20 protein-coding genes and 1 pseudogene are annotated in these 26,351 nt (G+C 51.3%); 14 read left to right on the forward strand and 7 right to left on the reverse strand.

The features are described from left to right. Position 1: 1 nt before the first annotated feature. Together GURA_RS02785 and GURA_RS02790 are read right to left on the reverse strand one after the other, a co-directional pair. On the reverse strand, positions 2–1,123 hold the full coding sequence (locus GURA_RS02785) for a hydrogenase small subunit (RefSeq protein ID WP_011937484.1): 1,122 nt from the start codon (positions 1,121–1,123) through the stop codon (positions 2–4). A 295-nt stretch (positions 1,124–1,418) separates the two neighbouring features. Continuing rightward, a complete protein-coding gene (locus GURA_RS02790) occupies positions 1,419–2,219 on the reverse strand; it encodes a L,D-transpeptidase (protein WP_011937485.1) in 801 nt (266 codons plus the stop codon). A 265-nt stretch (positions 2,220–2,484) separates the two neighbouring features. On the opposite strand from GURA_RS02790, the gene GURA_RS02795 reads away from it, so the two are divergent. From GURA_RS02795 to GURA_RS02810, 4 genes are read left to right on the forward strand one after another with little or no spacing between them, the layout of a single operon-like run. Further along, positions 2,485–5,571 (forward strand): type I restriction endonuclease subunit R, encoded by a 3,087-nt coding sequence (locus tag GURA_RS02795; RefSeq protein WP_011937486.1) that lies wholly within the window; start codon positions 2,485–2,487, stop codon positions 5,569–5,571. Further along, the gene (locus GURA_RS02800; RefSeq protein ID WP_011937487.1) at positions 5,565–7,190 is read left to right on the forward strand and encodes an HsdM family class I SAM-dependent methyltransferase; all 1,626 of its coding nucleotides are present in this window, start codon (positions 5,565–5,567) and stop codon (positions 7,188–7,190) included. Before GURA_RS02795 ends, GURA_RS02800 begins: the two co-directional genes overlap by 7 nt. Further along, positions 7,183–8,340 carry a restriction endonuclease subunit S gene (locus tag GURA_RS02805; RefSeq protein WP_011937488.1) on the forward strand — a complete coding sequence of 386 codons (1,158 nt, stop codon included), beginning with the start codon at positions 7,183–7,185 and terminating at the stop codon, positions 8,338–8,340. Before GURA_RS02800 ends, GURA_RS02805 begins: the two co-directional genes overlap by 8 nt. 47 nt (positions 8,341–8,387) lie before the next feature. Continuing rightward, positions 8,388–10,001 carry an SIR2 family protein gene (locus GURA_RS02810; protein WP_011937489.1) on the forward strand — a complete coding sequence of 538 codons (1,614 nt, stop codon included), beginning with the start codon at positions 8,388–8,390 and terminating at the stop codon, positions 9,999–10,001. A 206-nt stretch (positions 10,002–10,207) separates the two neighbouring features. Here GURA_RS02810 and GURA_RS02815 read toward each other — a convergent pair whose 3' ends face one another. The 3 genes from GURA_RS02815 to GURA_RS02825 all read right to left on the reverse strand — a co-directional run bounded on the left by GURA_RS02815 (position 10,208) and on the right by GURA_RS02825 (position 15,855). After that, the gene (locus GURA_RS02815) at positions 10,208–13,021 is read right to left on the reverse strand and encodes a GPMC system transcriptional regulator (protein ID WP_011937490.1); all 2,814 of its coding nucleotides are present in this window, start codon (positions 13,019–13,021) and stop codon (positions 10,208–10,210) included. 167 nt (positions 13,022–13,188) lie between these two features. After that, complete coding sequence (locus tag GURA_RS02820; protein WP_041245239.1) at positions 13,189–15,033, reverse strand: TIGR04442 family protein; 1,845 nt, start codon at positions 15,031–15,033, stop codon at positions 13,189–13,191. Positions 15,034–15,099: 66 nt separating this feature from the next. Further along, positions 15,100–15,855 (reverse strand): GPMC system MBL fold metallohydrolase, encoded by a 756-nt coding sequence (locus tag GURA_RS02825; protein ID WP_011937492.1) that lies wholly within the window; start codon positions 15,853–15,855, stop codon positions 15,100–15,102. Positions 15,856–16,693: 838 nt separating this feature from the next. Between GURA_RS02825 and GURA_RS02830 the strand changes: the two genes are divergently transcribed. The 5 genes from GURA_RS02830 to GURA_RS02845 all read left to right on the forward strand — a co-directional run bounded on the left by GURA_RS02830 (position 16,694) and on the right by GURA_RS02845 (position 19,210). Further along, complete coding sequence (locus GURA_RS02830; RefSeq protein ID WP_011937493.1) at positions 16,694–16,903, forward strand: type II toxin-antitoxin system HicB family antitoxin; 210 nt, start codon at positions 16,694–16,696, stop codon at positions 16,901–16,903. Further along, positions 16,900–17,142, forward strand: a complete 243-nt coding sequence (locus GURA_RS02835; RefSeq protein ID WP_011937494.1) for a type II toxin-antitoxin system HicA family toxin — start codon at positions 16,900–16,902, stop codon at positions 17,140–17,142. Before GURA_RS02830 ends, GURA_RS02835 begins: the two co-directional genes overlap by 4 nt. A gap of 457 nt (positions 17,143–17,599) precedes the next feature. Continuing rightward, complete coding sequence (locus GURA_RS02840) at positions 17,600–18,427, forward strand: KilA-N domain-containing protein (protein ID WP_011937495.1); 828 nt, start codon at positions 17,600–17,602, stop codon at positions 18,425–18,427. 3 nt (positions 18,428–18,430) lie between these two features. Further along, positions 18,431–18,562 carry a hypothetical protein gene (locus tag GURA_RS25070; RefSeq protein ID WP_268741735.1) on the forward strand — a complete coding sequence of 44 codons (132 nt, stop codon included), beginning with the start codon at positions 18,431–18,433 and terminating at the stop codon, positions 18,560–18,562. A 117-nt stretch (positions 18,563–18,679) separates the two neighbouring features. Further along, a complete protein-coding gene (locus GURA_RS02845) occupies positions 18,680–19,210 on the forward strand; it encodes an ORF6N domain-containing protein (RefSeq protein WP_011937496.1) in 531 nt (176 codons plus the stop codon). 707 nt (positions 19,211–19,917) lie between these two features. Here the strand turns inward: GURA_RS02845 and istB are convergent. Next, complete coding sequence (gene istB / locus GURA_RS02850) at positions 19,918–20,658, reverse strand: IS21-like element ISGur9 family helper ATPase IstB (RefSeq protein ID WP_011937497.1); 741 nt, start codon at positions 20,656–20,658, stop codon at positions 19,918–19,920. Beyond that, positions 20,655–22,208, reverse strand: coding sequence for an IS21-like element ISGur9 family transposase (gene istA, locus GURA_RS02855; RefSeq protein WP_011937498.1), 1,554 nt, complete (start codon positions 22,206–22,208; stop codon positions 20,655–20,657). The genes istB and istA overlap by 4 nt, the downstream gene beginning before the upstream one ends. 223 nt (positions 22,209–22,431) lie before the next feature. On the opposite strand from istA, the pseudogene GURA_RS02860 reads away from it, so the two are divergent. The 5 genes and pseudogenes from GURA_RS02860 to GURA_RS02880 form a co-directional block, all read left to right on the forward strand. Then, positions 22,432–23,121, forward strand: a pseudogene (locus GURA_RS02860) (IS91 family transposase); the annotation flags it as partial. Between the two features lie 616 nt (positions 23,122–23,737). Next, a complete protein-coding gene (locus tag GURA_RS02865) occupies positions 23,738–24,979 on the forward strand; it encodes an ISL3-like element ISGur7 family transposase (protein WP_011937500.1) in 1,242 nt (413 codons plus the stop codon). Positions 24,980–25,046: 67 nt separating this feature from the next. Then, on the forward strand, positions 25,047–25,571 hold the full coding sequence (locus GURA_RS02870) for a hypothetical protein (RefSeq protein WP_041245240.1): 525 nt from the start codon (positions 25,047–25,049) through the stop codon (positions 25,569–25,571). Positions 25,572–25,715: 144 nt separating this feature from the next. Continuing rightward, a complete protein-coding gene (locus GURA_RS02875; RefSeq protein WP_011937501.1) occupies positions 25,716–26,006 on the forward strand; it encodes a BrnT family toxin in 291 nt (96 codons plus the stop codon). Further along, positions 25,996–26,334: a CopG family antitoxin gene (locus GURA_RS02880; protein WP_011937502.1), complete on the forward strand. Its 339-nt coding sequence runs from the start codon at positions 25,996–25,998 to the stop codon at positions 26,332–26,334. The genes GURA_RS02875 and GURA_RS02880 overlap by 11 nt, the downstream gene beginning before the upstream one ends. Positions 26,335–26,351 lie beyond the last annotated feature (17 nt).

Raw genomic sequence — 26,351 nt, forward strand, 5'->3', positions numbered from 1 at the left:
GTTAATCCTCCTTTGCCCCTTCAGATTCATCTCCGTGCCGGGTAGCACTGATAATGCCATGGGCGGCGAAAGCCGCTGCCGTAGCCACCGCGATGCCTATGCCTATCTTGTCGGCTGTCGCCTCGATGCCGAAGCCCGGAACATTAGGCAGCCGCTTGTAAAGCGGGGTCATGGTATCCCAGAACTGCGGTTCCGAACAGCCGGCACAGCCGTGCCCGGCGCCTACCGGCCAGGAGGTCTTGTCGTTGTATTTCTGGGTCGGACAGTTGTGATAGGTTTCAGGCCCCTTGCACCCCATTTTGTAGAGGCAGTGCCCTTTCGCATGGGCTGTGCTTCCCCACTGCTCAACATACTGACCTGCATCGAAGTGGGGACGGCGCTCGCAATTGTCATGGATCCGCTTGCCGTAGGCAAAGAGGGGTCTGCCAAAGCTGTCGGTGGCGGGGAGTTTGCCGAAGACCAGGAAATGGACGATGGTCGCCGTCAGGTTGTCGGCATTGAGCGGGCAGCCGGGCAGATTGATCACCGTGGCTCCCGGAACAGCTTGCTTTACGCCGACAGCGCCGGTCGGGTTGGGGTTGGCGGCGGGCAGCCCGCCGAAGGATGCGCAGGTGCCGACCGCAACGGTAGCCAGGGCGCTGCCGCATACCTCCCGCGCCGTGGCAAGGGCTGTCTTGCCTGCGACACAGCAGTAGACGCCGTCATCCTTCATGGGAATGGAACCTTCCACAACGACGATGTATTTCCCTTTCTGCTCCTTCACCACCTTGGCAAGGATTTCTTCCGCCTGGTGCCCTGCGGCAGCCATGATGGTTTCATGGTAATCCACGGAGAGGACGTCGAGGACTATCTCCGCGACGGTCGGATTCGAGGCCCGCAGGAGCGCCTCGGTGTCGCCTGCGCAGTCCTGGAATTCAAGCCAGACCAGCGTCGGCCGCTTGACCTCGTCCAGCGCCTGGGCAATTTTGGGCGCAAAGGTCGCCGGCAATGCCAGTGCTGCCGACATGGCCGAGCAAAACTTCATGAAGTCACGCCGGGATACACCCTTCTTTTCCAGTAGTCGTGAAACAGTATAATCGAGTTCTAACACTCCATTGTCTACGCTTTCCCGTGAATCTCCCATCGCAAACCCTCCTTACACTGTAATGCAAGTTTATTGCGCATCTACGCTGTTTAAGCTATAAATCGGTGAGATGTAAGACTTATTGACAACCTGCCGCAAACAATAACATTGTTTTACTGTAATTAATTTAATTGTCAAGAAATAACAGATTGTTTGATGAATTAATTTGCGCCAACAAAAATGGGTTCCATACATTCACGGAATCCCTTTTGGTTCATCGATCAGCTCACTTAGATAGATTAGACTGGATTCGGCAGTTGGAGGGGGGCATTAGCGGGATACGGGGTGCGCGCGGCTAAAGCGGAGGAGTGCCGATGATCAGCACCTTGGGGCCGTAGTTTATGTAGCGGAATTTTCCCGTCTGCCGTTTTGTGGCGACGGCCCATTCGTAGAGCCTTTTGGCGTCCTTGAGGAGCGGCTTACGCGGTTCGTGGTAATACTCTCGCTGCATCTCCTCGTCGTATAGGCCGATGCAGCCGTGCGAAGCCGGGTGTCCGGGGACGTCGCGGCCGTGGAGCCAGTAGGAGATCCAGGCATCCACCTTTTTCTCCACATAGAACCTGAGTCCGTAATGCATCGGATAGGGACGATCGGTCCCTTCGACCGGGTAGATGCTCGACTCGTGGCGGCGGTCGGCCGCATCGATCCTGAACGAGCCGTTGGGGACCCGGTGCCCGTCGATGCCGACCGCCACCGGGGTGGAAAAGACCAGGGTGCCGTATTCATAGGCACCTAGGAACATCTCGGACTGATCGACCAGGATGAATTTCGGCTCCTGTGCCGCGTCCGGGTAAGTTGCCGGCATCGGGGTGAACCCCTTGATCTCCTCCAGCCGCTTCGGGACCTTGATCCACATGCCTGCGAGGAAGTGGCGCCGGTCCATCCTGTTGAAGCGGAGCCCGTCCCGCCAATACTTGCCGAAGAGCCGGTACGGCGAGTCCTTCCGCTTCAGCTGCACGCATTCCCATTCGACGCGGCTGTCGCTGGGGTAGTGGACATCGCAGAGCGAATTGATTGCGTCCGCTGCGGCTACGGAGCGGAAGTTTAAGAGGAGGGAGGCGAGGAGGGCAATGCCGATGAGGATGAACGGTTTCATCTTCTTACCTCACCTGTGGTGCGTAAGGTCCCTGACATGGGTGGAGATTTGGCGGCGGCCCTTGCCTGCCGCCGTCCGTCCCTTAAGAAAAGTGTAGCAAGGAGAGGGTAAATGTAAAGACGGCCCGTCCGTTCAGTGCCGATGCGGTTTCTTTAAGATGTTTTTGTAATTGCTTTTCCCGTGTGGTATACGTCTTCGGTGTTTAGTGACTTATGTGGCTGTCGCTATAGAACCGATTACCATCATGGGAAAAGGATTCTAAATAATGAGCTTCAATGAAAACGCCAGAGTGAAAATACCGGCAATATTACATTTATGCCGTTTGGGCTATGACTACCTGTCGCTATCGGCAGCAATCCGTGATGAAAGCACCAATATTTTCACCGACCTGTTTTCTGAAAGCATCAGGCGCATCAATCCTGATCTTGAGGAAAGCGCAATAAAGCGGTTATTGGAAGATATTTCACTGATTCTGGATAATGAGGACCTGGGCGAAGCATTTTACCGGATGCTCACCGCTCGTTCTGGCGTGAAACTGATCGACTTCAATGACTTCAGCAACAACAGTTTTCACGTAGTAACTGAATTGACCTGCAAAAACGGCGATGACGAATTCCGACCGGATATCACGCTTTTGATCAACGGTATGCCCCTCGCTTTTATCGAAGTCAAAATACCGAACAATCAGGAAGGGATTCTCAAAGAACGGGACCGGATGCTTGTTCGTTTCCGGAACAAGAAGTTCCGGAAGTTCATCAATATTTCCCAGCTGCTGGTCTTTTCCAATAACATGGAATACGATCAGGACTCAGTTGAACCTATCCAGGGAGCGTTTTACTCGTCTACCTCCACCGGTGACGTTCACTTCAACTGTTTCCGCGAAGAAGAACAGTTCGACCTGTCACAACTGCTGCAGCCGGAAGACAACGCCCGGGAAGACTTAGTCCTGAAGGACAACAATCTTAACGTCATCAAGCATTCACCGGAGTTCATCACCAACAAGGAACCCACCACCCCCACAAACCGGCTGCTCACCTCGCTGTTTAGCTGTAATCGTTTGGCAATGCTGCTTCAGTACGGTTTCGCCTACGTGCAGGAATCGAAGGGTGTTGAGAAGCATATCATGCGCTATCCGCAACTGTTCGCCACCAAGGCGATCCAGCATAAGCTCGATAACGGCATCAAAAAGGGGATCATCTGGCATACCCAAGGAAGCGGCAAGACGGCGCTTTCCTATTACAACATCCACTACCTGACGGACTATTTTCAGCAGAAGGGAGTCATTCCCAAGTTCTATTTCATTGTTGACCGCATCGACCTGATGGAACAGGCCAAACGGGAGTTTTCCATCAGGGGGCTGGTCGTCCATACCGTAAATTCCAGAGAAGAGCTGCTGAAAAGCTTTCGGGTGCGCAAGGCGATTCACAACCTGTCCGGCAAGCGGGAAGTTACGGTCGTCAATATCCAGAAGTTCCAGGACGATACCCATCTGCTCCAGATGCAGGACTATGACATCGCTATCCAGCGGGTCTATTTCCTCGACGAAGTGCACCGGAGCTACAACCCGAAAGGGAGTTTTCTGGCCAACCTTATCAGTTCAGATCGGGAGGCCATTCTCATTGGCCTGACCGGCACCCCTCTTATTATGGCAGACCGGAAGTCCAGGGATCTGTTCGGCGACTATATCCATAAATACTACTACAATGCTTCCATCGCCGACGGTTATACCCTGCGGCTGATCAGGGAAGGGATTGAGACCAACTACAAAATCCAGTTGGAGCAAGCGCTGAAGGAAGTGGAAATTCTCAAAGGTGATGCGGATAAGCGGGTGATTTTTGCCCACGAAAAATTCGTTGAACCGATGCTGGATTATATCGTCGAGGATTTCATCAACAGCAGAATCCGCCTGGGGGATCACACCATCTGCGGCATGGTGGTCTGCGATAGTGCCGAGCAGGCTCGCAGGTTGTTCGACATCTTTATCGCCAAGTACAATCCTGATCAGAAAACGGTCGAAGATGTTTCAACGGAGTATCTCAAGGTCGCCGAACCGGTTGTCGCCTATGGGGAGTATCTGAACAAGCGGAAAAGCAGACTGACCGCCTCGCTGATCCTGCATGACGTTGGCTCAAAGGATGACCGCAAAGACGAAGTAGAGGATTTCAAGGAAGGCAAGATCGATTTTCTTTTTGTCTATGGTATGCTCCTGACCGGCTTTGACGCCAAGCGCCTGAAAAAGCTTTATCTTGGTCGGATTATCAAGGATCACAACCTGCTGCAAACCCTTACTCGGGTCAATCGACCGTATAAAAAGTTCCGCTATGGTTTCGTGGTTGATTTTGCCGACATCCGCAAGGAGTTTGACGCCACCAACAAGGCATATTTCGAGGAATTACAGGAGGAGCTTGGTGATGAAATCGGGACCTACTCCAACCTGTTCAAGACCAAGGAAGAGATTGACGACGAGATCAGCGACATCAAGGAAAAGCTGTTCCACTACGACCTGACAAACGCTGAAATTTTTTCACAGCAGATCAGCCGGATAGAAGACCGGAAAACAATGCTGGAGATCAAGAAGGCTCTGGAGAATGCCCGCAACCTCTACAACATCATCCGACTCCTCGGCCATTTCGAACTGCTGGAACATACCGACTTCAATAAACTGAACCAGCTTTATCGAGAGGCGGTTCGGCACCTGGAGCTGCTGAGTCTGAAGGAATCGGTACAGAACAATGTCGATGCCACTAACCTGCTGAATGTGGCCCTGGAAAACGTGCTCTTTATGTTCCGCAAGGTTTCGGAAGAAGAACTGATTATTGCAGACAAGCTGAAGGACATGCTGCGCAAGACCAGGGAAGCGCTGGGGAATAACTTCGACCGGAAAGACCCGGAATTTGTTTCCCTTTACGAAGAACTAAAGCGGCTTTTTGGCAAGAAGAATCTGGACGAAATAACCCAGGACGAGATGAAGCGAAATATCGGCTCGTTGCAGCAAATTTTTGATAAAGTGACCGAGCTGAACCGCAGGAACAACCTGCTAAAAGCGAAGTACGAGAACGACGCCAAATATGCCCGCATTCACAAACGGTTGGTGGAGAAGGGAACTGTCTCAAAACGGGAAAGCGCCATCCATGCCACCTTGATGGGCATAAAAAAACAGGCTGACGATCAGGTGTTGTTGAATGCCAAGATGCTTGAGAACGAGGCCTATTTCGACCAAAAACTTATGCAAATGGTAATCGGCGGCTTCGGCAAGGCAAAGATCAACCTCGATCCGGAGAGTGCCCATTTCATCAACTCCTGCGTGACGCGGGAGTATCTTAACGAATACCGGGGAGTAGCTGCGTGGTAGCACGGGATTTTACTGCAAAAACGAAAGAACTGATCGATAACCTCAAAGGGGTCTGTGCCTCATACGGCTTGGGAAACGACGGTAATGAGTTCAAAATCATTACCCAGGTCTTTCTCTACAAATTCATGAATGACAAGTTCGGCTACGAGGTGAAGGAGATGGAGCCGAAGCTGAAAAAAGCCGCCATATGGGAACAGGAGATCGCCAAGTATTCGGACAAGGATTACGAGATGCTGCTCTTGAAGATGAGCCCGGACAGCGCCCGGCTGAAGCGGGAGCATTTTCTTCCCCGGCTGCACAACCGCCAGAACGAGGGGGAGTTTGCCAAACTCTTCGACGACACCCTGCGGGACATCGCCATTTTCAACAATGACATTTTCTCGGTCAAGACCGGCACCGGCGCCAAGGTGACCCTGTTCGACGAGCTATCCAACTTCATCACCGATAGTTCTCGACGCGACGACTTCTGCCGCGCCATCATCACTCAATTAATACCTTTCAGCTTCGAGAAAATCTTCCACCAGAAGTTAGACTTCTTCTCCACCATCTTCGAGTACCTGATCAAGGACTACAACAAGGACGGCGGCGGCAAATATGCCGAATACTACACCCCCCATGCCGTGTCAAAAATCATGGCTGCCATCCTGGTGGACAAACCGGTGAAAAATGTCACCTGTTACGACCCCTCGGCCGGGTCCGGCACCCTGCTCATGAATCTGGCACATGCCATCGGCGAGGACCGCTGCACCATCTACTCCCAGGACATCTCGCAAAAATCCACCAGCATGCTGCGACTCAACCTGATCCTGAACAACCTGGTCCACTCCATCCAGAACATCATCCAGGGCAACACCATGCTGACGCCGTATCACAAGAGCGGCGACAAGCTGATGACCTTTGATTACGTCGTCTCCAATCCGCCGTTCAAGCTGGATTTCAGCGACTTCCGCAACGACCTGGAGACCAAGCAGAACCGAGACCGCTTCTTTGCCGGCATCCCCAAGATTCCCAACAAGGATAAGGACAAGATGGCCATCTATCTGCTCTTTATCCAGCACATCATGTTTTCCCTCTCTGCCAAGGGGAAAGCCGCTATCGTCGTCCCCACCGGTTTCATTACCGCCCAGAGCGGCATCGAAAAGAAGATCCGGGAAAAGCTGGTTGTGGCAAAGATGCTGCGGGGAGTGGTTTCCATGCCGAGCAATATCTTTGCCACCACCGGCACCAATGTGTCGGTGCTCTTTCTGGATAAGACCAATACCAAGGGAGACATCGTCTTGATGGACGCCTCCAAGCTTGGGACTACGGTCAAGGAGGGGAAGAACCAGAAGACCGTTCTGTCAGTGGCAGAAGAAGAGCTGATTATCAAGACGTTCAACGACCACAAGGCGGTTGAGGATTTCACCGTGGTGGTTTCCTATGAGCAGATTAAGGAGAAGAACTATTCGCTGAGTGCCGGGCAGTACTTTGATGTGAAGATCGAATACACCGATATTACCCCGAAGGAATTTACCGCAAAGATGGCGGGGTACTGGAAGAATCTTGATCAACTGTTCGGCGAGTCACAAAAGCTGGAAAAGGAGATAAAGAAGCAGTTGGTGGGGTTGAAGTATGAGTAAGCCTGTCAATAAAAGATTGGGGGATATAGTCAACTTTAAGAGAGGTTATGATTTACCATCCTATAAGCGCAAAGAAGGCCCATATCCCATCGTAAGCTCTTCCGGAATATCTGGCTATCATGCTGAATATAAAGCCAAAGGAGAAGGATTAATCACAGGCCGATACGGTACACTTGGCGAAATGTACTATGTGAATGGCAAATACTGGCCCCATAATACGGCACTATATGTTACTGACTTCAAAGGGAATTATCCGAAGTATGTCTACTTTCTTTTAAAATGCCTCGGTAGTTTAAAAACGTCAGATAAGAGCACTGTTCCAGGTGTTAACAGAAATGATTTGCATGAATTACTGGTTCCTTATATCAAGCCTGAACTTCAGAAACCTATTGCAGATTTTCTTTTCTTATTAGAATCAAAAATTGACCTCAACAACCGCATCAACTCCGAGTTGGAAGCTATGGCAAAAACGCTGTACGACTACTGGTTTGTGCAGTTTGATTTTCCCGACAAAAACGGCAAACCCTACAAATCCTGCAGTGGGAAGATCGTCTGGAACAAGGAGTTGAAGCGGGAGATCCCTGAGGGCTGGAAGGTTGGTTCATTACTCGACATTGCAGAGTACATCAATGGCTTACCGTGTCAGAAATATAGACCGATAGGAACTGATTTTTTATACGTCATTAAAATCAGAGAAATGCGCGACGGATTCACCAGCGAATCGGAACTGGTTAGACCTGATATCCCGCAAAAAGCAATCATTGAAAATGGCGATGTTCTTTTTTCATGGTCAGCTTCTTTGGAAGTACAAATCTGGACTGGCGGAAAAGGTGCATTGAATCAGCATATCTTCAAAGTAACATCGAAAAAGTATCCAAAGTCATTTTATTACTATCAACTAGTGAACTACCTCCAACATTTTAAAATGATGGCAGACAATCGCAGAACAACAATGGGGCACATTACGCAGGACCACCTGAAACAAAGCAGAATTGTTTTACCTCCAATAGAATTAACTGAGAAACTCGAATGCAAACTTGGCCCCATCCGTACTGCAATCACAAGCAACCAATTAGCAAATAATACTCTTTCCTCTCTCCGGGACTGGCTCCTCCCCATGCTCATGAACGGCCAGGTGAAGGTGGGTTGAGTCAATCTGACAACGCCCTAAAAGGTACTTTTCCTATAGGAGTTACGATGAAGAACGCGATTCTGAAACGCCTGAAAAGAACCGATCATCTGCCGATGCTGTTTATCGGTTCCGGCATGTCAATCCGCTATCTCGGCCTCGAAAACTGGAAAGGATTGCTGCGCAAGTTTGCCCGGCTGGCGACTGACAACGACTATGCCTATGAAATGTATGAGCAGCAGGCGAAAGGGCTGGAGTGCAAGGAAGGGCTGCTGCCGAAGGTGGCGGAACTTATCGAGCGGGATTTCAACCTGGGTTGGTTCAAGGACGATCAGTTTAGGGAGAGCCGGGAACAGTCGACGGATGAGATAAACCGTTCCGTCTCGCCGTTCAAGATCGAAATCGCCCGATACATGCGCGACAAGAGCCGGCAGCATAACGCCGAGTATGCTGCTGAAATTGAACTGTTCAAGCAGCTTGAAATGCGCAGCATCGGCGGGGTGCTGACGACAAACTACGACAGTTTCATCGAGGACCTCTTCACCAGCTACACGAAATACATCGGCCAGGAAGAACTGCTCTTTTCCACACTGCACGGCATTTCCGAAATCTACAAGATTCATGGCTGCTGTACGAAGCCGGAATCCATCGTCATTAATGAAGCTGACTATGCCGACTTTTCGGAAAAGAACGCCTACCTGGCGGCAAAGATTCTCACCATATTCCTTGAACATCCCATCGTGTTCATCGGTTACTCCATCAATGACACCAACATCGAAAATATCCTGAAATCAATCATCAAATGTCTTTCCCCCGAAAATCTCGACAAGATCAGAGAGCGGCTCATGTTTGTTGAGCGGGCAAGAGAAGGGGTGCCGGAGGAGGTTTCCACCTACAGCAAGTCGTTTGAAGGTGGCAAGTCCATTGATATGACGCGTATCCGCCTGAAGAACTACGAGGTCTTGTATCAGGCCTTACTGGAAAACCAGGCAAAATATAATGCCCCGATGCTGCGACGCTTGAAGCAGGACATTTACGAGCTGGTGTTGACGAACAAACCGACTGGTAAGATCAGGACCGTCAACCTGGAAGATGAAAAGCTGGAAGATGTTGAGGTGGTGATAGGGGTCGGAATCCCTTCAGATTTCGGTCAGAAGGGGTATGCGGGGATTACGGCAGAAGATATTTACGCCGATGTCGTTTTCGATGACAGAGAGTATGAAGTCGACAGGATTGTCACAACAACGTTGCCGTCACTGCTACCAACCAACAGCATTCTCCCGATGCACAAATATATATCCCAATACACTGGAGAACTCCCGATTAATCCGGATAAAATCATCAAAGATTTTGATGGATTCATCGCCTCGTCAATCAAGAAGAACCGGGAGCGGAGCGGTTACAGAAACGAAACAATAAGTTCGTTACGGCGTAAATGGTCATTGGAGAGGTGCTTGTATGCTCTTCAGTTTCTAAAGGAAGAAAACATCGATCCTGCGGAACTCCTTGACTTGATAAAGGGTGTAATTGAAGCCAATCCGTCGGCTCTTTCAACCGCTGAAAGGGATAAACAGAATCTCAAATCCGATATAAAAAGAGCCATCCGGATTTACGATTGGCTCAGATACCACAAAAACAAAGGAGCCCTAGCTGCAGCGGCCACGAACTGTCCACCTTGCTAGGACCCCTTTAATTTGTTTCTGGTTACTCATGTCAGTTGGCAAGCACGGACTGCTCACGCCGACATGGCCCCCTGTTTGTTGATAAATAATTACATGAATTAAGGCGGAATTCAAGCTGAATATTGTATACACCAAGCCGATGAGGAGATAATCCTTCTCGACGTCGGAGCAATGACGAGGTGTATCGGTGAGCGGGGCGGAAAAACCTAGCTTATCTTCACCGTCTTGTACAAAAAGTTCTTGAACTTGAAGAAACGTTTCCTTTCTTCCTCTTCATTGTTGATATCGCCGCCGACGGCTTTCAGGTGGCGGGCGATCTGCGGCATCCCCTTTCCCACCGCCATCCTCGTTTTCTCTATGACCAGCCTGACCACGTCCCGGGAAATAAGGTTCTGTGAATAGGGTTCATAGACCGCTTGCCAAAAGTCCTTGTTGTTCCCGATCTGCGTCATGATCTCGTCCGCGACCTCTTCGGTCAGCTTTGCCGCGGCCTGGGTCGGCGCTTCTCGCATCCCGTCCCTGATGGCCCGGCGGATGTCCTCGCCGCCGATGAGCTTTCCCTTGCGGAAAAAGAGCGCCCGGAGGAGTAAGCTGCGCAATTCCCGGATGTTTCCCTTGTACGTGTGCTTGACGAGCACCTGTTTGGCCTCTTCCGTCAGGAGCGGCGCGTCGTCCCGCGGTTCGTCCTTCCCCCGGTAGGTGCGGTAGAGCTTGCCGAGGAAGTGGGTCGCCAGGTCGGGGATGTCCTCACGCCGTTCATTGAGGGACGGCACCGTTACCGACAGCTCCGACAGCCTGTGGTAGAGGTCTTCACGGAAATTCCCCTTGCCGATCTCTTCCAGGAGGTTCTTGTTGGTGGCGGCTACCAGCAGCACCCTGCTGAAGCGTTCCTGGTTGTCTCCGAGACGGACGAACCCGCCGTTGTCCAGGAAGCGGAGCAGCTGCACCTGGGTCTTCAGGTCGGCGTCGCCGATTTCGTCGAGAAAGACGATCCCTCCCCCCGCTTCTTCGAGGATTCCCTTGCGGTCGTTGTAGGCGCCGGTGAATGCTCCTTTCTTGTGGCCGAACAGCTCGGAATAGGTGAGCTCGCCGCTGTAAGCGGCAATGTTGGTCTTTTTCACGTGGAGTTCGCCGTTCGGGTTGATCTCCTGCCGGTACAGTTCATTGAGCTTGTTGTAGAGGTTGTTGAAGAAGAATTCCTTTCCTGCTCCGGTCTGGCCAAGGACGAGGATGGAGGGGAGGCCGATGGTCGCTTCCTGGAGGACGTTCTTGCTCCAGAGAGCAATGCGGTTGAAGAGCGGCTGGGAGACGGTGTTGATGAAATCGACGATTTCCTGGGCCTTGCGGCTGTTGCCGATGATGTTCCCCAGCCGGTAGGAGGAAATCTGCGGGTCCTTGTAGGCCACGTCGCTCTGGAGGCGGGTGACCTCGTTCTGCAGTCGCTCGATGCGCTGGATGTCCGCGATGTGCCGGGAGGTGAGTCGGTCGATGATCTGCAGGATCCGTTTGTGCTCTTCGGTGAAGTAGGCGGGTTTCAGCGAGTTGAGGCAGATGACGGCGGTGACTTCGTCGCCGCTGATGACCGGCACCGCTATTTCGCTCTTGATCAGCTCGCTCATGGAGCGGTGGAATCCCCCTCCACGTTGCTCTTCCTCCACATTGGCGATGATCTTCGGCTGCTTGGACCAGGCGACGAAACCGGTGAGGCTCCGCTCCTCGGGGGGGAGCTCCTGCCCGCCGATCTTGAATGGGGGGATATACTTCTTCAGCCACTCCTTGTTCTTGGCGCCGACGATGGTTCCCTCCTCGTCCTCGACCACAAGCCACTTCTCGCCTTCCCGCTCCTCGATGATAGCGATGCTGCCGGTGTCCGCGCCGATCAGCTCGGTGGCCTTGGACAACACCTTGGTCAGGAAGGGTTGCAGCTCTTCGTTCCGCTCCTGGAGCAGGTCGGTGATCTCGGCGAGCACCTTGATTTCCAGGTGTTCGCCGCCGATTTCGCGGATGACGCTTTCCACCATTTCCGCATGGGTCTGCAAAAGCCCCATTTCAAACTCGGAAAAGCGGTACAGGTCGCGGGTGAAATAGTTCACCAGGCAGATCACCCGCCGGCTTTCGGGCTCGAAGCGGGGGACCAGGTAAACGGAGCGGAGCGCCATCTTTTCGGTAAGCGCCCGCTTTTGCAGGCTGTGCTGGGTCAGGTCGGCGATGAAGAGCGGACGCAACAACCTTTCATCGGATATGACGCCGTTGTCGTCCACATATTTCGAGATCAGCGACTTCCCCTTTTGCAGGTCGATGGAGCCCTGCTCGTCGTAGAGTGCCTTCAGCTGGGGTTCTTCCGAATAACTTGCCAGGATTTCCAGGGCGCCTTCGCCGCCTCTGCCTGAAATCGGCACCAGCACCGAGGCCAGCGACAACCGGTCGATGAGCCGGACCGCCGATTTCATCATGAAGGCGGCGGTTTCGCGTTTTTTGTATTCCTCTACGCTGCGGGCAAGGAGGAGTTGCTGGTGGTACTTCCTCGCGTAATCGAGACGTTCTCCGATCGATGCGACGAAGTCGCCGAGAAGTCCTTTGTCGCGGCCGTTCACCACTTCGCCCGCCATTTCCCGGTCGATGCAGATCACGCCGAAGGATTTTCCCAGGCTGGTGATGGGGAGGAGGTAGGATGCCGCGATTTTGAAGCTTTCGGCGAAACCTTTGTCGAGACTCAGGTTCTGTTTGGCGGCATTGCGGAACTCCGCCGGATACTGGGAGACGAAAACGCTGGAGACAATTGCATCGCGGGAGATGATGGGGAAGGTTGCTTCACGGATTTCGCCGGCAAAGGGGCCTGACGCGTAAGCGCAGGAGAGCGCCCCCTTGGTCAGATCTTCCAGATAGATCCTGATCCGTTCCTGTTCGGTCACCAGCCTTAATCCTTCGGCAACCGTATGGAGCATCTCGTCCAGATTTTCCTTGCCGAAACCGGCAATTTTTTCGCTGAGTTTAAGTAGTTGGAGTTTTAACGATTCCATATATATCCTATCCTTGAGTAGAAAATGTACACTAATGGATATACTTTAGATAAAAAGAGGGTGGGAGTCAAGGGGGGAGAGGCGGTCGGCAGTCGGCAGTCGGCAGTCGGTGGTCGGTGGTCGGTGGTCGGTGGTGAAGGTTCAACTATCGACCGCCGACCGAATCTTCAGTTAAGCCCTTTCCTGATCTGGTAGAGCTCTTCCATGTTGAGGTCGTTCAACTCGTAGTATTCCCGTTCGAGCTCTTCTACGTAGAAGCGGTCCAGGCCGGAGTTCTCCAGAAAGTCTTCGCGGAGGGACGTGTCTTTTTCGACGATGATGATGGGGAGCAGGTTGTGCAGGTAGATCGCTTCTTTCTTGATGGCAAGGATGGTTTCGCGAAAAAGAGTCTCGGGGATGTCGCCGGTCAGGAGTCTTTTGTGGCGGAGTTCTTCGGTGACTTCGCGTTTTAAGGCGTCCTGGTCGGCCCTGGTGGCGTATTTGGAATAGAAGTTCCGTATCCGTTCCCGGACGTGTTCCAGGAGGGTGATGAAAATCCGTTCTTCTTCGTCGATTTTCAGGAGCTGCTCTAAAAGCGCTGATATGGTGAGGCGATTTTCTTCAATCTGATTAAGCCCCTTGATGAGGGCTGAGACCTTTTTCCGACCGTAGGTTCCCAGGTACTTGTTTTCGAATATGCCGCTGAGAAACAGCTTTTTGAAGAGGTCCGGAGCCAGGTTGTCGAATTCGCTTTTGTTGCCGAGAAGACTTCTGATCATCTCCTCGGATATCTTGACGTTTTCCATGAAGGCCAACTGGTTGATTATGGAGGAGGTCGAGTCGTAGCGGTCAAAGTAGGTTATTATGTAGGAAAACCCTTCCAGGAGTGAAATGTCTGCGCCGTCGCGGATCTTTTCGTCGCAGAGTTTGCTCGCATCGAGCAGTATCTCTTCGAATGTGTGGTCGCGGTTTTCCGCCGCTTGTTTCTTGGCGTAGAGCAGCTTCAGCATGTCCTCGCGGTCAATGGCGTTCTCTATCTGCCGTTCGCTGAGAAACATCCCTTCCAGAATCTGCCGGGTTTCAGAAATATAATTGTTTTCTTCAAGATCAACCAATTTCTTGTCCTTTTTCAGCATTTCGTCAAGGGTGTAAAAGAGCGCGCCCGGTATCTTGTTGCGGACCGACAGGGTTTTCAGCCTGGTCAGCCTGGCATTTTCCAGCTTGTTGATTTCGCCTTTGCGGTTGCAGGCAATGAGGATGTTTTTGTACTCATCGACGATTCTCTTGTTGTCGGGGTGCTTGTACATGATGTCGATGCGGATGCGCTCCTGCTGGTAGCGGTCGATGGAGTGCTCTTCCGCCAGCACGGAGAGCCTGGTGAAATCCTCATCGGCAATTTTTTTGTTCTTGAAGTAGAGGGATTTGAAAAAGTCGCTGTATTTCTGGTGCTTCTTGTTGATGAGCTTAAAAAGGAATAGTTGGGCCTTGGGATCGTGCAGAAGGTCGAAGAGCTCGGCAATGATGCGGTTGTCATCCTCTTCCCACACCGCAATGGAACGTTTGAGAGCCTTGCCGAGGCGCCTTACGATCTCTTCCTGCTGCTTGTCGAGGTCTCCGCTGATTTTTTTTGAACTGACACAGAAAAAGTAATTACAGACCGCGTTCCCGTCAAAAAATATCTTTTCGTAGCTCTGGGTGCCGTCGGTTCGGTTGCTGAATTTGAGGGTTCCATTCTGGTTGCTGTAGTGGGTGCCGTACATCACCAGGCGGTTAATGGCGTCTCCCTTGGCAAGGTCGGCAATCGGCTGATCGACGCCGAACATGTATTCGCAAAATGAGCCGCCGTTGCCATGGTGGGTGATGGATTCCTTGCCGATGATGAATTCATTGCCTGGACTGAAGATACGGAGTTCGCGTCCGTCTTCCTGGTTGGTGTTGAAAAAATAGCGGTTATGCGCTTCGGTCCCGGCGACGATGGCAAAATACTCGATATCTTTGTCTACGTAGCCGTGGAGGCGAATGTCGTTATGCATCAAATCCATCCGTTTATGAGTTTCCGCTCAATACTATCGCAGTGTAAACCGTATTGCAAGGCGGCTTTACATGTCAATGGTCATGCCGTCATATGCGAATTCCACGCCGGCAGGGAGTTTTTCCCCATCCCGATAGGGGACTTCATGGGTCAGGTGGGTAAGCACCGCCCGCTCCGGCCGCAGTTTCTCCACTACCTGGAGTGCCCCTTCGATGTTGAAGTGGTTGGGGTGCGGGGTGTAGCGGAGGGCGTCGATTATCAGAAGCTTCAGCCCGCCAAGTTTTGCCCGGGAATGGTCGGGAATCGCGCTGCAGTCGGTCAGATACGCCATATCGTTGAAACGGTAGCCGGTGGCCGGCATCGTGCCGTGCAAGAGGGGGATGGGGTCGATGGCGCAGCCGAACAGTTCAATCCGGTCGTTGACAACGTGCGGTTCCAGGAGCGGTGAATAGCCTGCTGTTTCCATTCCCTTGAAAATATAGGAAAAATTCCTGGCTATCGTCTCAATGGAGTCTTCGCTGCCGTAGCAGGGGATGACTCTATGGTGGATGAAGTGGAAGCCGCGCAGGTCGTCGATGCCGTGTATATGGTCTGCGTGGGAGTGGGTGAAAAGCACGGCATCGATGTGCGGAATCCTTTCCCGGATTGCCTGTTTTCTCAGGTCGGTGGAGGTGTCGACCAGGATGTATTTGCCGCTGCATTCCACAATGATGGAGGCGCGCGTCCTTTTGTCCCGCGGGTCCTCCGAAGAGCAGACCGGGCAACTGCAGCCGACCATCGGCACACCAGTGGAAGTGCCGGAGCCGAGGATGGTTATTTTCATTAGCTTTACCTCGGAACTTCTTAACTTAAATATCACGTTTGTCCAGCTCAGGCAAGGGGTTTGTCCTTGCCGTGGGGGAGGGGTGAAGCTAAAACGGAGGGGCGAACGAAGGTGGACTGTCCTGATGTGTGAATGGTGCGATTACCCCTTGTTTTTCCTGTTAAAAAAATATTAATACTGGCTGACTCCCTTTTGGGGGCGGGTGTACAAAGATGGGGGCTTTTATTTCATGCGTATTGTTATGGGAGTCGGGGGATGGTTGGAGCAGTGGCAAATATATAGAATGTAGTTGAAGCCGCCGGGTCAGGGATATGCTGATTGGTGGCTTTTTTGATTTCGGGGGTAAGTGTTGTACGCTTCCGGAAATTACGAATAAAGCAGAGGTGATCGGCGTGTGGAGAGAATACAGCGGAGAAAATAGTTGAAGAATGTTTCAGCGTTGTCCGGTTTGGTTTTTGCTTACGTCCCGTAGGGACAGAATACTGGTAGCCGGGGAATTCATTCCCCGGTCATCCAGGCGAAATATCATCACGTCACGTACGTGACGTGGGGAAATATAGCATCTCATCCGGGGGATGAATCCCCCGGCTACATTCGAACGCCCCTAATGGGGCTTAACAACCTTGATGCACAAACCAAACCGGACAACGCTGAGAATGTTTATATGTTAAACCTGACCTTCCAGTTTTTCTCTCCAGTTTTTCCTCGATTTTTAATGGCAATAGGTAAGGGAATCTGGTAAAACTTTGAATGGATAGGGTTTGCAGCAGTTGTCGGAAAGATGTCTGCCTTGGCTTGTCCAGGCAAAGAAGCAGCGGACGCGGGAAGGAGCCACGTGATGAAAAGAGAATATACCGTTATTATCGAACAGGATGAGGCCGGATTTTACGTGGCCGAGGTGCCTGAGCTGTATGGCTGCCACACCCAGGCCAAGTCGCTTGATGAACTGATGGAGCGAGTGCGCGAAGCAATTGAGCTCTGCCGGGAAGAGGACAAGGGGAAACGCCCACGGAAACACCTGATCGGCATACAGAGAATCGCCGTATGACCCGGTTCCCTGCTCTGGAGGGGAAAGAGGTTGTCGCGGTACTGGTGAAGTACGGTTTTGTCGTTGACCGGCAACGAGGCAGTCATTTCTTCCTGAAACATGCTGACGGCCGGGCGACGGTCGTTCCAATCCATGCGGGCGAGAACATCGGCCCCGGTCTGTTCGCCAAGATTCTTCGTGACGTTGAACTTACCAGGGAAGATTTTCTCAAGGACAAAAAACGGAAACCGAAGATGTGAACATTCCCGATCCCCGATCCCCGTTTTAAATATTATTAATACTGGTTGACTCCTTGTTGGGGGCGGGTGTACAAAGGTGGGGCTTTTATTTCATGCGTATTGTTATGGGAGCCGGGGGATGGTTGGAGTAGTGACAAAAGTATTGTGCAGTTGAAGCCGCTGGGTCAGAAATATACTGATTGGCGGCTTTTTTGTTGGGTGGGGAAGAGGAGGCATGGCGGTGAAGGTTGATCTTTCGAGGCTGACTGGTGATTTGTCTTGTGTCGAGGCAGACCCCTTCTCTTGCCTGAAGACCCCATTGAAATTGATCCGGAGATAATAAGTAGATTGGGGGGTGTGGAACCAAGATGAAGTGTCCGAAAATATCGGACAGTTGAAAATGTCTCTTTTGTTCTTATAGCGGACGAGTGGAAAATTCGCGGAATTTGACACCATCACACACCAAAGGCTACCTTACATGAGCAAAGCAAAAAAGAGTACCATCGAGGTTCAGGGATCGTCCATTAGCATCCTTTCGCAACAAGGAGAGGACTATATTTCGCTCACCGACATGGTGCGGAACTTTGATGGCGGAGGCGCGCTGATTGAGCAGTGGCTCAAGAACAAGGACACAGTCCTGTTCCTCGGTGTCTGGGAACGTATCAATAACCCCGATTTTAATTCCCTCGAATTCGAGGGAATTAAAAATGAGGCTGGCCGGAACAGCTTTTTCCTGTCTGCCAAAAAATGGATCGAACTTACTGGAGCCAAAGGGCTGATCGCGAGAGCAGGCCGCTACGGTGGTACTTACGCTCACCGCGACATTGCTTTTGAGTTCGGTTCGTGGCTAAGTCCGGAGTTCAAACTCTACCTCATAAAGGAATTTCAGCGTCTCAAGGAGGATGAAAATCGCCGCCTGTCGCTCGCCTGGAATTTGAATCGCACCCTTTCCAAGCTTAACTATCGTATCCACACCGATGCGATCAAGGCGCATCTGGTTCCAGCTGCAGTAACCGCCTCGCAGGCCACCATCATCTACGCCCACGAAGCGGACGTGCTTAATGTTGCTCTCTTCGGCCAGACAGCCAAACAGTGGCGGGATACCAACCCCGAGATGGAAGGCAACATGCGCGAGTACGCCACTATTGAGCAATTGCTGGTGCTGGCCAATATCGAGGGAATGAATGCCGAACTCATTCACATGGGACTGTCGCAAGGGGAACGCCTCAAGCGTCTCAACGCAATAGCCATTCGCCAGATGCAGGTGCTTACTTCTGCGGCTGCGATTAAACAACTTAAGGAATAACCCATGCTCGACAGCGATGCCAAACTCCGCATTGACACCGCCCGAGATATCCTCGTCGGCAAGAGGTCTGACCTGAATGGCATAGTGGAGAGTAGTCAACTGGTAATAAACTGTTACCGGTTAAATGACCGCTGAGAACGGCAAACAGGAAGAAACCGACAGTGTCAGGTCTCCACTTATGACATTGTCACAGGTGGAGACCTGGCACCCATGTGGCCTCTGACACCCATGTGGTGACACCCATGTGGCCTCTTGCTACCTGTAGAAACAATCCAGGATAAAATTCTCCTGCTGCGCGGGCAGAAAGTCATGCTGGATGAGGATTTGGCGGAGCTGTACGGGGTGGAGACCAAGGTTTTGAATCAGGCGGTTAAACGCCACTCCAAGAGATTTCCCCCCGATTTCATGTTTCAGTTGAGCGAAGAGGAATATACCGAGTCGACAGCTTTAAGGTCACAATTTGTGACCTTAAAGAAAGGGCGAGGCTCACATCGGAAGTATCTGCCGTATGCCTTTACCGAGCAAGGAATTGCCATGCTCTCCGGCGTTCTCAACAGCGACCGGGCCATCGAAGTGAACATCCTTATCATGCGGGCGTTCGTGAAGCTCCGGGAGATGATCGCGTCCCACAAGGATTTAGCGAAAAAGCTGGATGAACTGGAAATGAAGTACGACGCTCAATTCGCCATAGTTTTTGATGCCATGCGGCAGATCATGACGCCACCGGAACCGAAGCGGAAGAAGATAGGGTTTGTAAAGGAAGAGAAAAATAAAGCTGATTAGTACGAATGTTCCGCAACTCCGAAAATACTCCCTCCCCCTTGATGGGGGAGGGCTGGGGTGGGGGTGCAACCAGCTGATTTTTAATGTCTCATTTTGCCCCCTCCCCCCTGCCCCCTCCCATCTAAGGGAGGGGGAGAAGAATGGAGCGGAAGATTAGTTCTAATCAGGAAAATAAATAACCGAGGTTGCTCGATGCCGCCACGAGGCGTCGTAGTGTGAACCCTTTGTTTTTGCTGTTAAAAAAGCATTAATACTGGTTGACACCTTGTTGGGAGCGGGTGTACAAAGGTGGGGCTTTTATTTCATTCGTATTGTTATGGGAGTTGGGGGATGGTTGGAGTAGTGGCAAATATATAGAGTGTTGTTGAAGCCGCCGTGTCAGGGATATGCTGATTGGTGGTTTTTTTATTAAGTGGGAAGAAGAGACATGGCGGGGAAGGGTGACCTATTGAGGCTAGCTGGAGATTTGACCTGTGTCTTTACTATTAAAAGCGATCTTTTGAAATTTGACAGCGTCAAAAGGACCCAATAAAAATGGATGACTTATCTCCTTCTGATTTAAAAACAATCATGCACTCCAAACGGGTGGTCAAGCCGATTTGACTGGACAGTGATTCCGGTTTTGTCTGGACAGGGTTTCCGATTTTAACTGGACAGTGGTTTTCTTCTGTTCTTTCTGTCGTGGTTGTGGTTTCAGGGTGTCCAGTTTACTTGTTCTTTGACAACAGTTTTCGCATCGATTCTCCTTTCATGGTGATCATGTGTGCATTGTGAACCAGCCTGTCCAGTACTGCATCGGCAATGGTGGGATCACCGATGGCGTCGTGCCATTTTTCCGTGGGGATCTGGCTGGCGATGATGGTTGAGGTGATGCCGTGTCGGTCTTCCAGAACCTCCAGGATGTCCCGGCGTTCTTTGTCGTTGAATTTAGCCAGACCCCAGTCATCAATAATCAGAATCGCATACTTGGCGAGACGGGTCAGCAGCTTGCCGTAGCTGCCGTCCCCCCTGGCTATGTGTAACTCTTGGAGCAGTCGCGGTAACCGGATGTAGTGGGCGCTGTGACCGTTACGGCAGGCGCTGTTGGCCAGAGCGCAGGCAATGAAGGTTTTGCCGCTGCCGGTGGGTCCGGTAATGATGACATTCTGTTTCCCCTTTACCCAACTGTTCTGCATCAGAGAGAGGACAACATCTTTGGCAAGGCCCCGTGGTGTCCGGAAGTCGATCTCCTCTGGACAGGCGCTGGCGTAGCGAAGCCTTGCTCCCCGCAGCAGATTAGTCAGTCGGCGGTTGTCCCGCAGGGTCATTTCCCGGTCAACAAGCATTCCCAGGCGCTCTTCGAAGGAGAGTCCGGTGTAGATGGTGCTCTGGGTCTGCTCGGTCAAGGCCTCGGCCATGCCGGAGAGTTTGAGCTGGTTCAGTTTGCCGAGGGTCATTTCCAACATCATTGGACACCTCCCGCAAAGTACTCGCTCCCTCTGACGTTGTCATGGAGCAGCGGCAGTGACTCCTCGTCATCCTTCGGTATGTCGGCTGTTTCGAGACCTTTATCCAGGATATTCTTGACGCAGTGGTAGCCGATGGCCTGGAGCTTGAGCGCCCGGTCGCAGGCCAGTTCCAGTCGGCCATCGCCGTACCTTGTAGCCAGTCTCAAGAGCCCCAGGCAGCGGCGGTAGGCCTGATCGGGATGAGCCGCTGTCCGGATGATGGCTTCGATCATTGCGCCGGTTTGCGCACCGATGCTTTCTCCCCAGCGCCGCATCCTCTCCGGGGTCCACTTCAGGTACTGTTGGTGACTGGGGGGACGATGGGCTTCCAGGGTAATATAGACATTCTTCTTGTGGGTGCGGGCATGGGACGCAACGCGCTTGCCGTCATGGAGGATGGCTACCATTGTGGCAGTGATACAGACCGTCACTTCCTTGCCAATCAGCGTATAGGGCACGCTGTAAAAAGAGCCCTGCACCGCCACATGGTAGTCAATGTGGACTTTGGCTTTCTTCCAGTCTTGCAGCAGAAACCGCTGTGCGGGCAAAGCCTTCAGCGCCGGTTGGTCAATCTCGGCAAAGAGTTGGTTTCTCGATTTGCCGACCCCCTGCATGGGGCGGTCGTTCAGTTTCTCCAGCTCCACAGCAATGGCGTCGTTCAGCTCCGCCAGCGAGAAGAAGGTGCGATTACGCAGGGCCGCCAGTATCCGCCGTTGGGCGATGAGGACGCTGTTTTCCACCTTGGCCTTGTCGCGGGGTTCACGGGGCCGGGCGGGGATCACTGTCACGCCGTAGTGGGCACAGAGTTCAGCGTAAGCCGGATTGATTTCCGGGTCATACTTGCAGGAGGTCTTGACCCCCGACTTCAGTTGATCCGGAACCACAACGGCTGGAACGCCGCCAAAGTATTCGAAGGCGCCGATATGCGCCATGGTCCAGTCGGGGATCTGCTGACTGGCGACCGCCACGGCAAAAATCCGGGAACTGGCTCCCAAGGCCGCGACAAACAGTTCCGGCACAACAACTTCACCGGTCTCACGGTCAACATATGAGGGGCGATCTCCGGAGAAATCGACGAACAGTTTCTCCCCGGCCTTGTGATCGAAGCGCATGACCGGATCTAGTCTCTTGCCGTGCTTCTGGTAAAGTTCGCAGAACTGGCTGCGGCTATAGCCGTCAGGATGGATTGACCGGTATTCTTCCCAGAGAAGTTGAAGGGTTACCCCTTTTTTCTTCATCTCCAGGCGCAGATAATCAAAGTCGGGAAGAGGCTTGCGAGAAGGAGCGCCACGACCTTCGGTGTAGAGACGAGTTTTCAAAGAACTGTCGTCAAGGGCAGAAATGGCGGCCCAGGCCAAGCCTGATCGTTTGATGCGCTCCAGGTAATCGCCGACGGTCGTGGGAGAAACTGCACAGGCCCGGGCAATGGCCCGCCTGCTCAGGTCGTGCTCAAAATGGAGTCTTAGAATTTCACGTGCTGTTCTCATTGATTTCTTTCTGCCTTTCTTCACCATAGCCTCCGGAAAGTTTTTCCGAAGATGGTAGATGATGTGACAGGAAGATGAAAAAAAGTTAGTCCGGAAAAGATTGGACACCTATTCCGGAAATCCCGAAAAAGTGTCCAGTTAAAACCGGAATCGGTGTCCATTCAAAACCGGAATGACTGTCCAACCTTTTCCGGAATTGGTGTCCAGTTTATATCGGAATCGGTGTCCAGTTTACTCCGGATTTTGCATCCTGCATACCTGGACAAGAGCTCTGGAGCACCATCCCCACGTGCATATGCTGGTCCCCGCCGGCGGACTTGATAAAGACGGCCAATGGCGGGAGTCCCGCAAGAAGTACCTCGTGCCGGTGAAAGCCCTGTCAAAGGGCTTTCGCTACCGGTTCATGAAGATGGCCAGAAAAGCACTTCCCGAGGTGATCTTTCCTGGGCAAGTCTGGGACAAGGAGTGGGTGGTCTTCTGCAAACCGACCTTCAACCGGGCAAAAAAGGTGTTCCATTACCTTGGCAGATACGTCCACCGCATCGCCATTACCAATAACCGTATTCTTGCCCTGGATAACGGTCAGGTCGTCTTCCGCTACCAGAATTCCGACACCAGAGAGTGGAAGAATATGCGGCTACCGGTAAAGGAGTTCCTGCGTCGCTACCTGCAGCACGTCCTGCCGCAGGGGTTTCACAAGGTCCGCTACTACGGACTTTTAAGTCCAGGAAATAGAGTAACCCTGAAACGGTTGCAGCTCCTGCTTGCAGAGAGAAGAAAGACAAAAGAAGAAAAGAACGAAGAGACTTCTCCGCCACCGGCAGAGCGCCGCTGTCCCTGCTGTGAAGAGGGGACAATGGTGATAATCAGCTGGCTGCCGCGTAAAGCGAGAAGCCCGCCGCAAGGAAGGGCACGGACAATAACGACAAAACAGTGAAAAGCAGCGCGGGACAAAACCGGCGCAACGCCACAACTGCGCCCGAAGTTGGCAAAAATTGTAAAGTCCGATGGTTAAACAAGGCAGGGAATCAGAGAAATTCTGATAAATGAGACAATCAACAACAATTCTTTATTGAATTGCCCTCATAAAACCCGTATTATCCACGCACCCAAAGACAAAAATCGGTATAAAAATCCAGATAGCACGTGCACAGGCCCGAAGACGGTTTAGTCCAACACGACTTTATGCGGCGGCTCCGCTTCGCTACGCACCGCATAAAGTCTTATTCGTTGGACAAAAAAGGAGGGACTGAAAATATGTTAGTTTCAGCTAATTGGGCTGTAAAATTGTGTTACGCCTCTTCGTTGCTTTTTTTGTTACAAGGATGCTGTATGATAACAAAAAATTTAAACAATGCCGGTGTTAGCTATCAAGTTATTAGCGAGCCTAAATCTGTAAAACTAGATAGCAAAAAGCTTTACATTCTATATTCTACAAATAGCCATAAACATGAAATAAGTTATTTTGGCTCCTCGACGAATTGAGTGGGTAGCCTGGGCCGGGTTGATGTAAGATAGGCCACCATCACTCAGCCTGGAGGTTAGTAATCGCTATGAATCCTGAAGATCTTTTTGGTGCTGCTCTTGGAATTGCCATCCCGTGGAAGGTTACCTCTGTTGACTTCAACAAGAAGTCAAGTCGTTTGGACATAACCATCGACTTCCAGCGGGGAGCCACCTTTCCCTGTCCGGTCTGCGGAACGTTGTCACCAGTCCATGACACCACGGAGAAAGAGTGGCGGCATCTGAATTTCTTCCAGTACGAAGCCTACCTTCATGCGCGTGTTCCACGGGTAAAGTGCCCTAACAGCGACTGCGGCGTGAAGTTGGTCCAGGTACCCTGGGCTCGCGCAGGCTCAGGATTTACGCTGCTGTTTGAGGCCCTGGCCATGACCATGGCTCGTGATTTGCCGGTGAAGGTCATGAGCAGGCTGTTTGCCGTTACCGATACCCGTCTATGGCGGTTGATTCAATCCTATGTCGAGAAGACAAGGGCCGCAGAAGACTTCTCCGAGGTGAAGAGGGTCGGTGCGGATGAAACCTTTGCCGGGCGCAGTCATGACGAGAAATTCGTCACCTTCTTCTTCGACCTCGACATGCATAAGCTCTTGTTCGGCACGACGGGAAAGGACAACGAAACAGTCAAGAGCTTCGTCGCGGACCTTAAGTCACATGGCGGCGATCCTGATAGCATCACAGACGCTGCTATTGACATGTCCAAGGCATTCATAAAGGGTGTCAAAGAGCAGTTGCCCCATGCCGTGGTCACCTTCGATAAATTCCACGTCATCAAGCTTATGAACGATAAGCTTAGTAAGATAAGGGCTCAAGAAGCCAGGTTATTTCCTGAAATCCTGAAAAAGAGCAGAAACCTGTTCCTCAAAAATCCAGAGAACCTGACACCGGAAGAGGAACAGCGCCTGGATGCCATTATCACCAGTCAAAGCTTAAGGAGTACGGAAGCTTACATGCACAAGCTGAACCTTCAGAACGTCTATTTTGCTTCAAGCCGAACGGAGGCAGAAACCCTGTTGACCAAATGGCATCGGAAAGCCGCCGCAAGCTCAATCCAACTCATCAAGAACATGGCCGAATCTGTAAAAGAGCATTGGGATGGCATTCTGGCACATTTTGAAAGCGGCCTGACTAGCGGCTTCATTGAGGGCATCAACAGCCTAATTCAATCAGCCAAAACTCGGGCACGAGGCTATCGGAATCCTGACAACTTGATCTGCATGGCTTATCTGGTTGCAGGCAAGCTCAACCTAAAGTCGCTATTCCCTCTACCCACTTGATTCGTTGCAGAGCCGTTATTTTGGAGAGTATATAAATAGCACGCCATACCAAAAACATAGCGGAATCTTGTATACAGTTATAGATCTTGACAAATACACGGTTAAGACAAACTCTGACACTGAGAGAAGTCAATACATTCTCCATTTCATGAAAGAGCAAAACATTTCTAAGGCAACTATATTAAGAAAAAGTTATCCATCCCAGGATTATCTTGGCACCACTCCGGGTGATAACAACTGGAATTTGATACCGGGTAGTGTAGTTAACCTTAATTTGCTTAAAGAAGAGCGTGATATAGAACTTCAAAGAGTTACTGATGTACTTATTTCAAAAACCGAAGCTGCTTCTCCATATTTTTTAAATTTTATTAGGAGATCAGATTGCCATAATTGTTACGAGATTTACCTAGTAAATAAGGTTAATGCCTCAGAGGTCTATATCATAGATGTACCTCCCATACCTGATTATCAAACAGTCAGTTCTCTCTCAGCTTTAAAAATATTTCTTTACCCGTTGACGATTGCGGCTGACATTGGCACATCACCAATACAGTTCGTCTTGGCTATGAAGGAACTCTCAACGGCTCACTAATACATAATTTCGTAACTTTACAAGCCGTTCCAATTACAATCAGAGTCCAACACTTACGACCCGCCCAAATAACCGGCGGGTCAAACCCAGGCCCGTTGAACGATAAATTTCTGATGACAAACGGCACACAAGGGACTATGATTTATGAAGCCAATTAACTGGAACTCAGATAAGAACATGCAACTCAAAGCGGAACGCGGGATATCCTTTGAGGAGGTGCTGGTTGCCGTGTCCCAGGGAGCGATTCTCGATGTTGTCGAACACCCCAACAAAGATAAATACCCGAACCAGCGCATAATTATTGTCCGTATTCGCGGTTACGCTTTCTTGGTTTCTTTTGTCGAAACAAATGATGAAATCTTTCTGAAGACGATCATTCCAAGCCGAAGCGCCACGAAAAGGTATCTTCCGGAGGAAAACAAAAATGAAAAGTAAAATAAAAACTGAAGACAAAAAATATGAAGAGGACATTCTCAATTCATTTGAAAAGGGAGAATGGCAATCGGTACCTAACTTGAAGGATGAGCTAGAACGTTATGTATCTAGTGCTGCGGCGACACTTTCAAAAGACAAACGAATTAACATTCGCCTTTCTTCTCACGACTTAGAGGATATTCAAATGCGGGCAGCAGAGGAAGGCATGCCCTATCAGACGTTGATTGCTAGCATCCTTCATAAGTATGCCAGCGGCCGGCTCGTCGATATTGCATCGCGTCCAACAACGCGCTCAACCGGGCGCGTGAAAAAGCTGCGCGCCGGTTAGCTCACAACCGTTGGACC

The organism is Geotalea uraniireducens Rf4 (assembly GCF_000016745.1).
Lineage (GTDB): Bacteria > Desulfobacterota > Desulfuromonadia > Geobacterales > Geobacteraceae > Geotalea > Geotalea uraniireducens.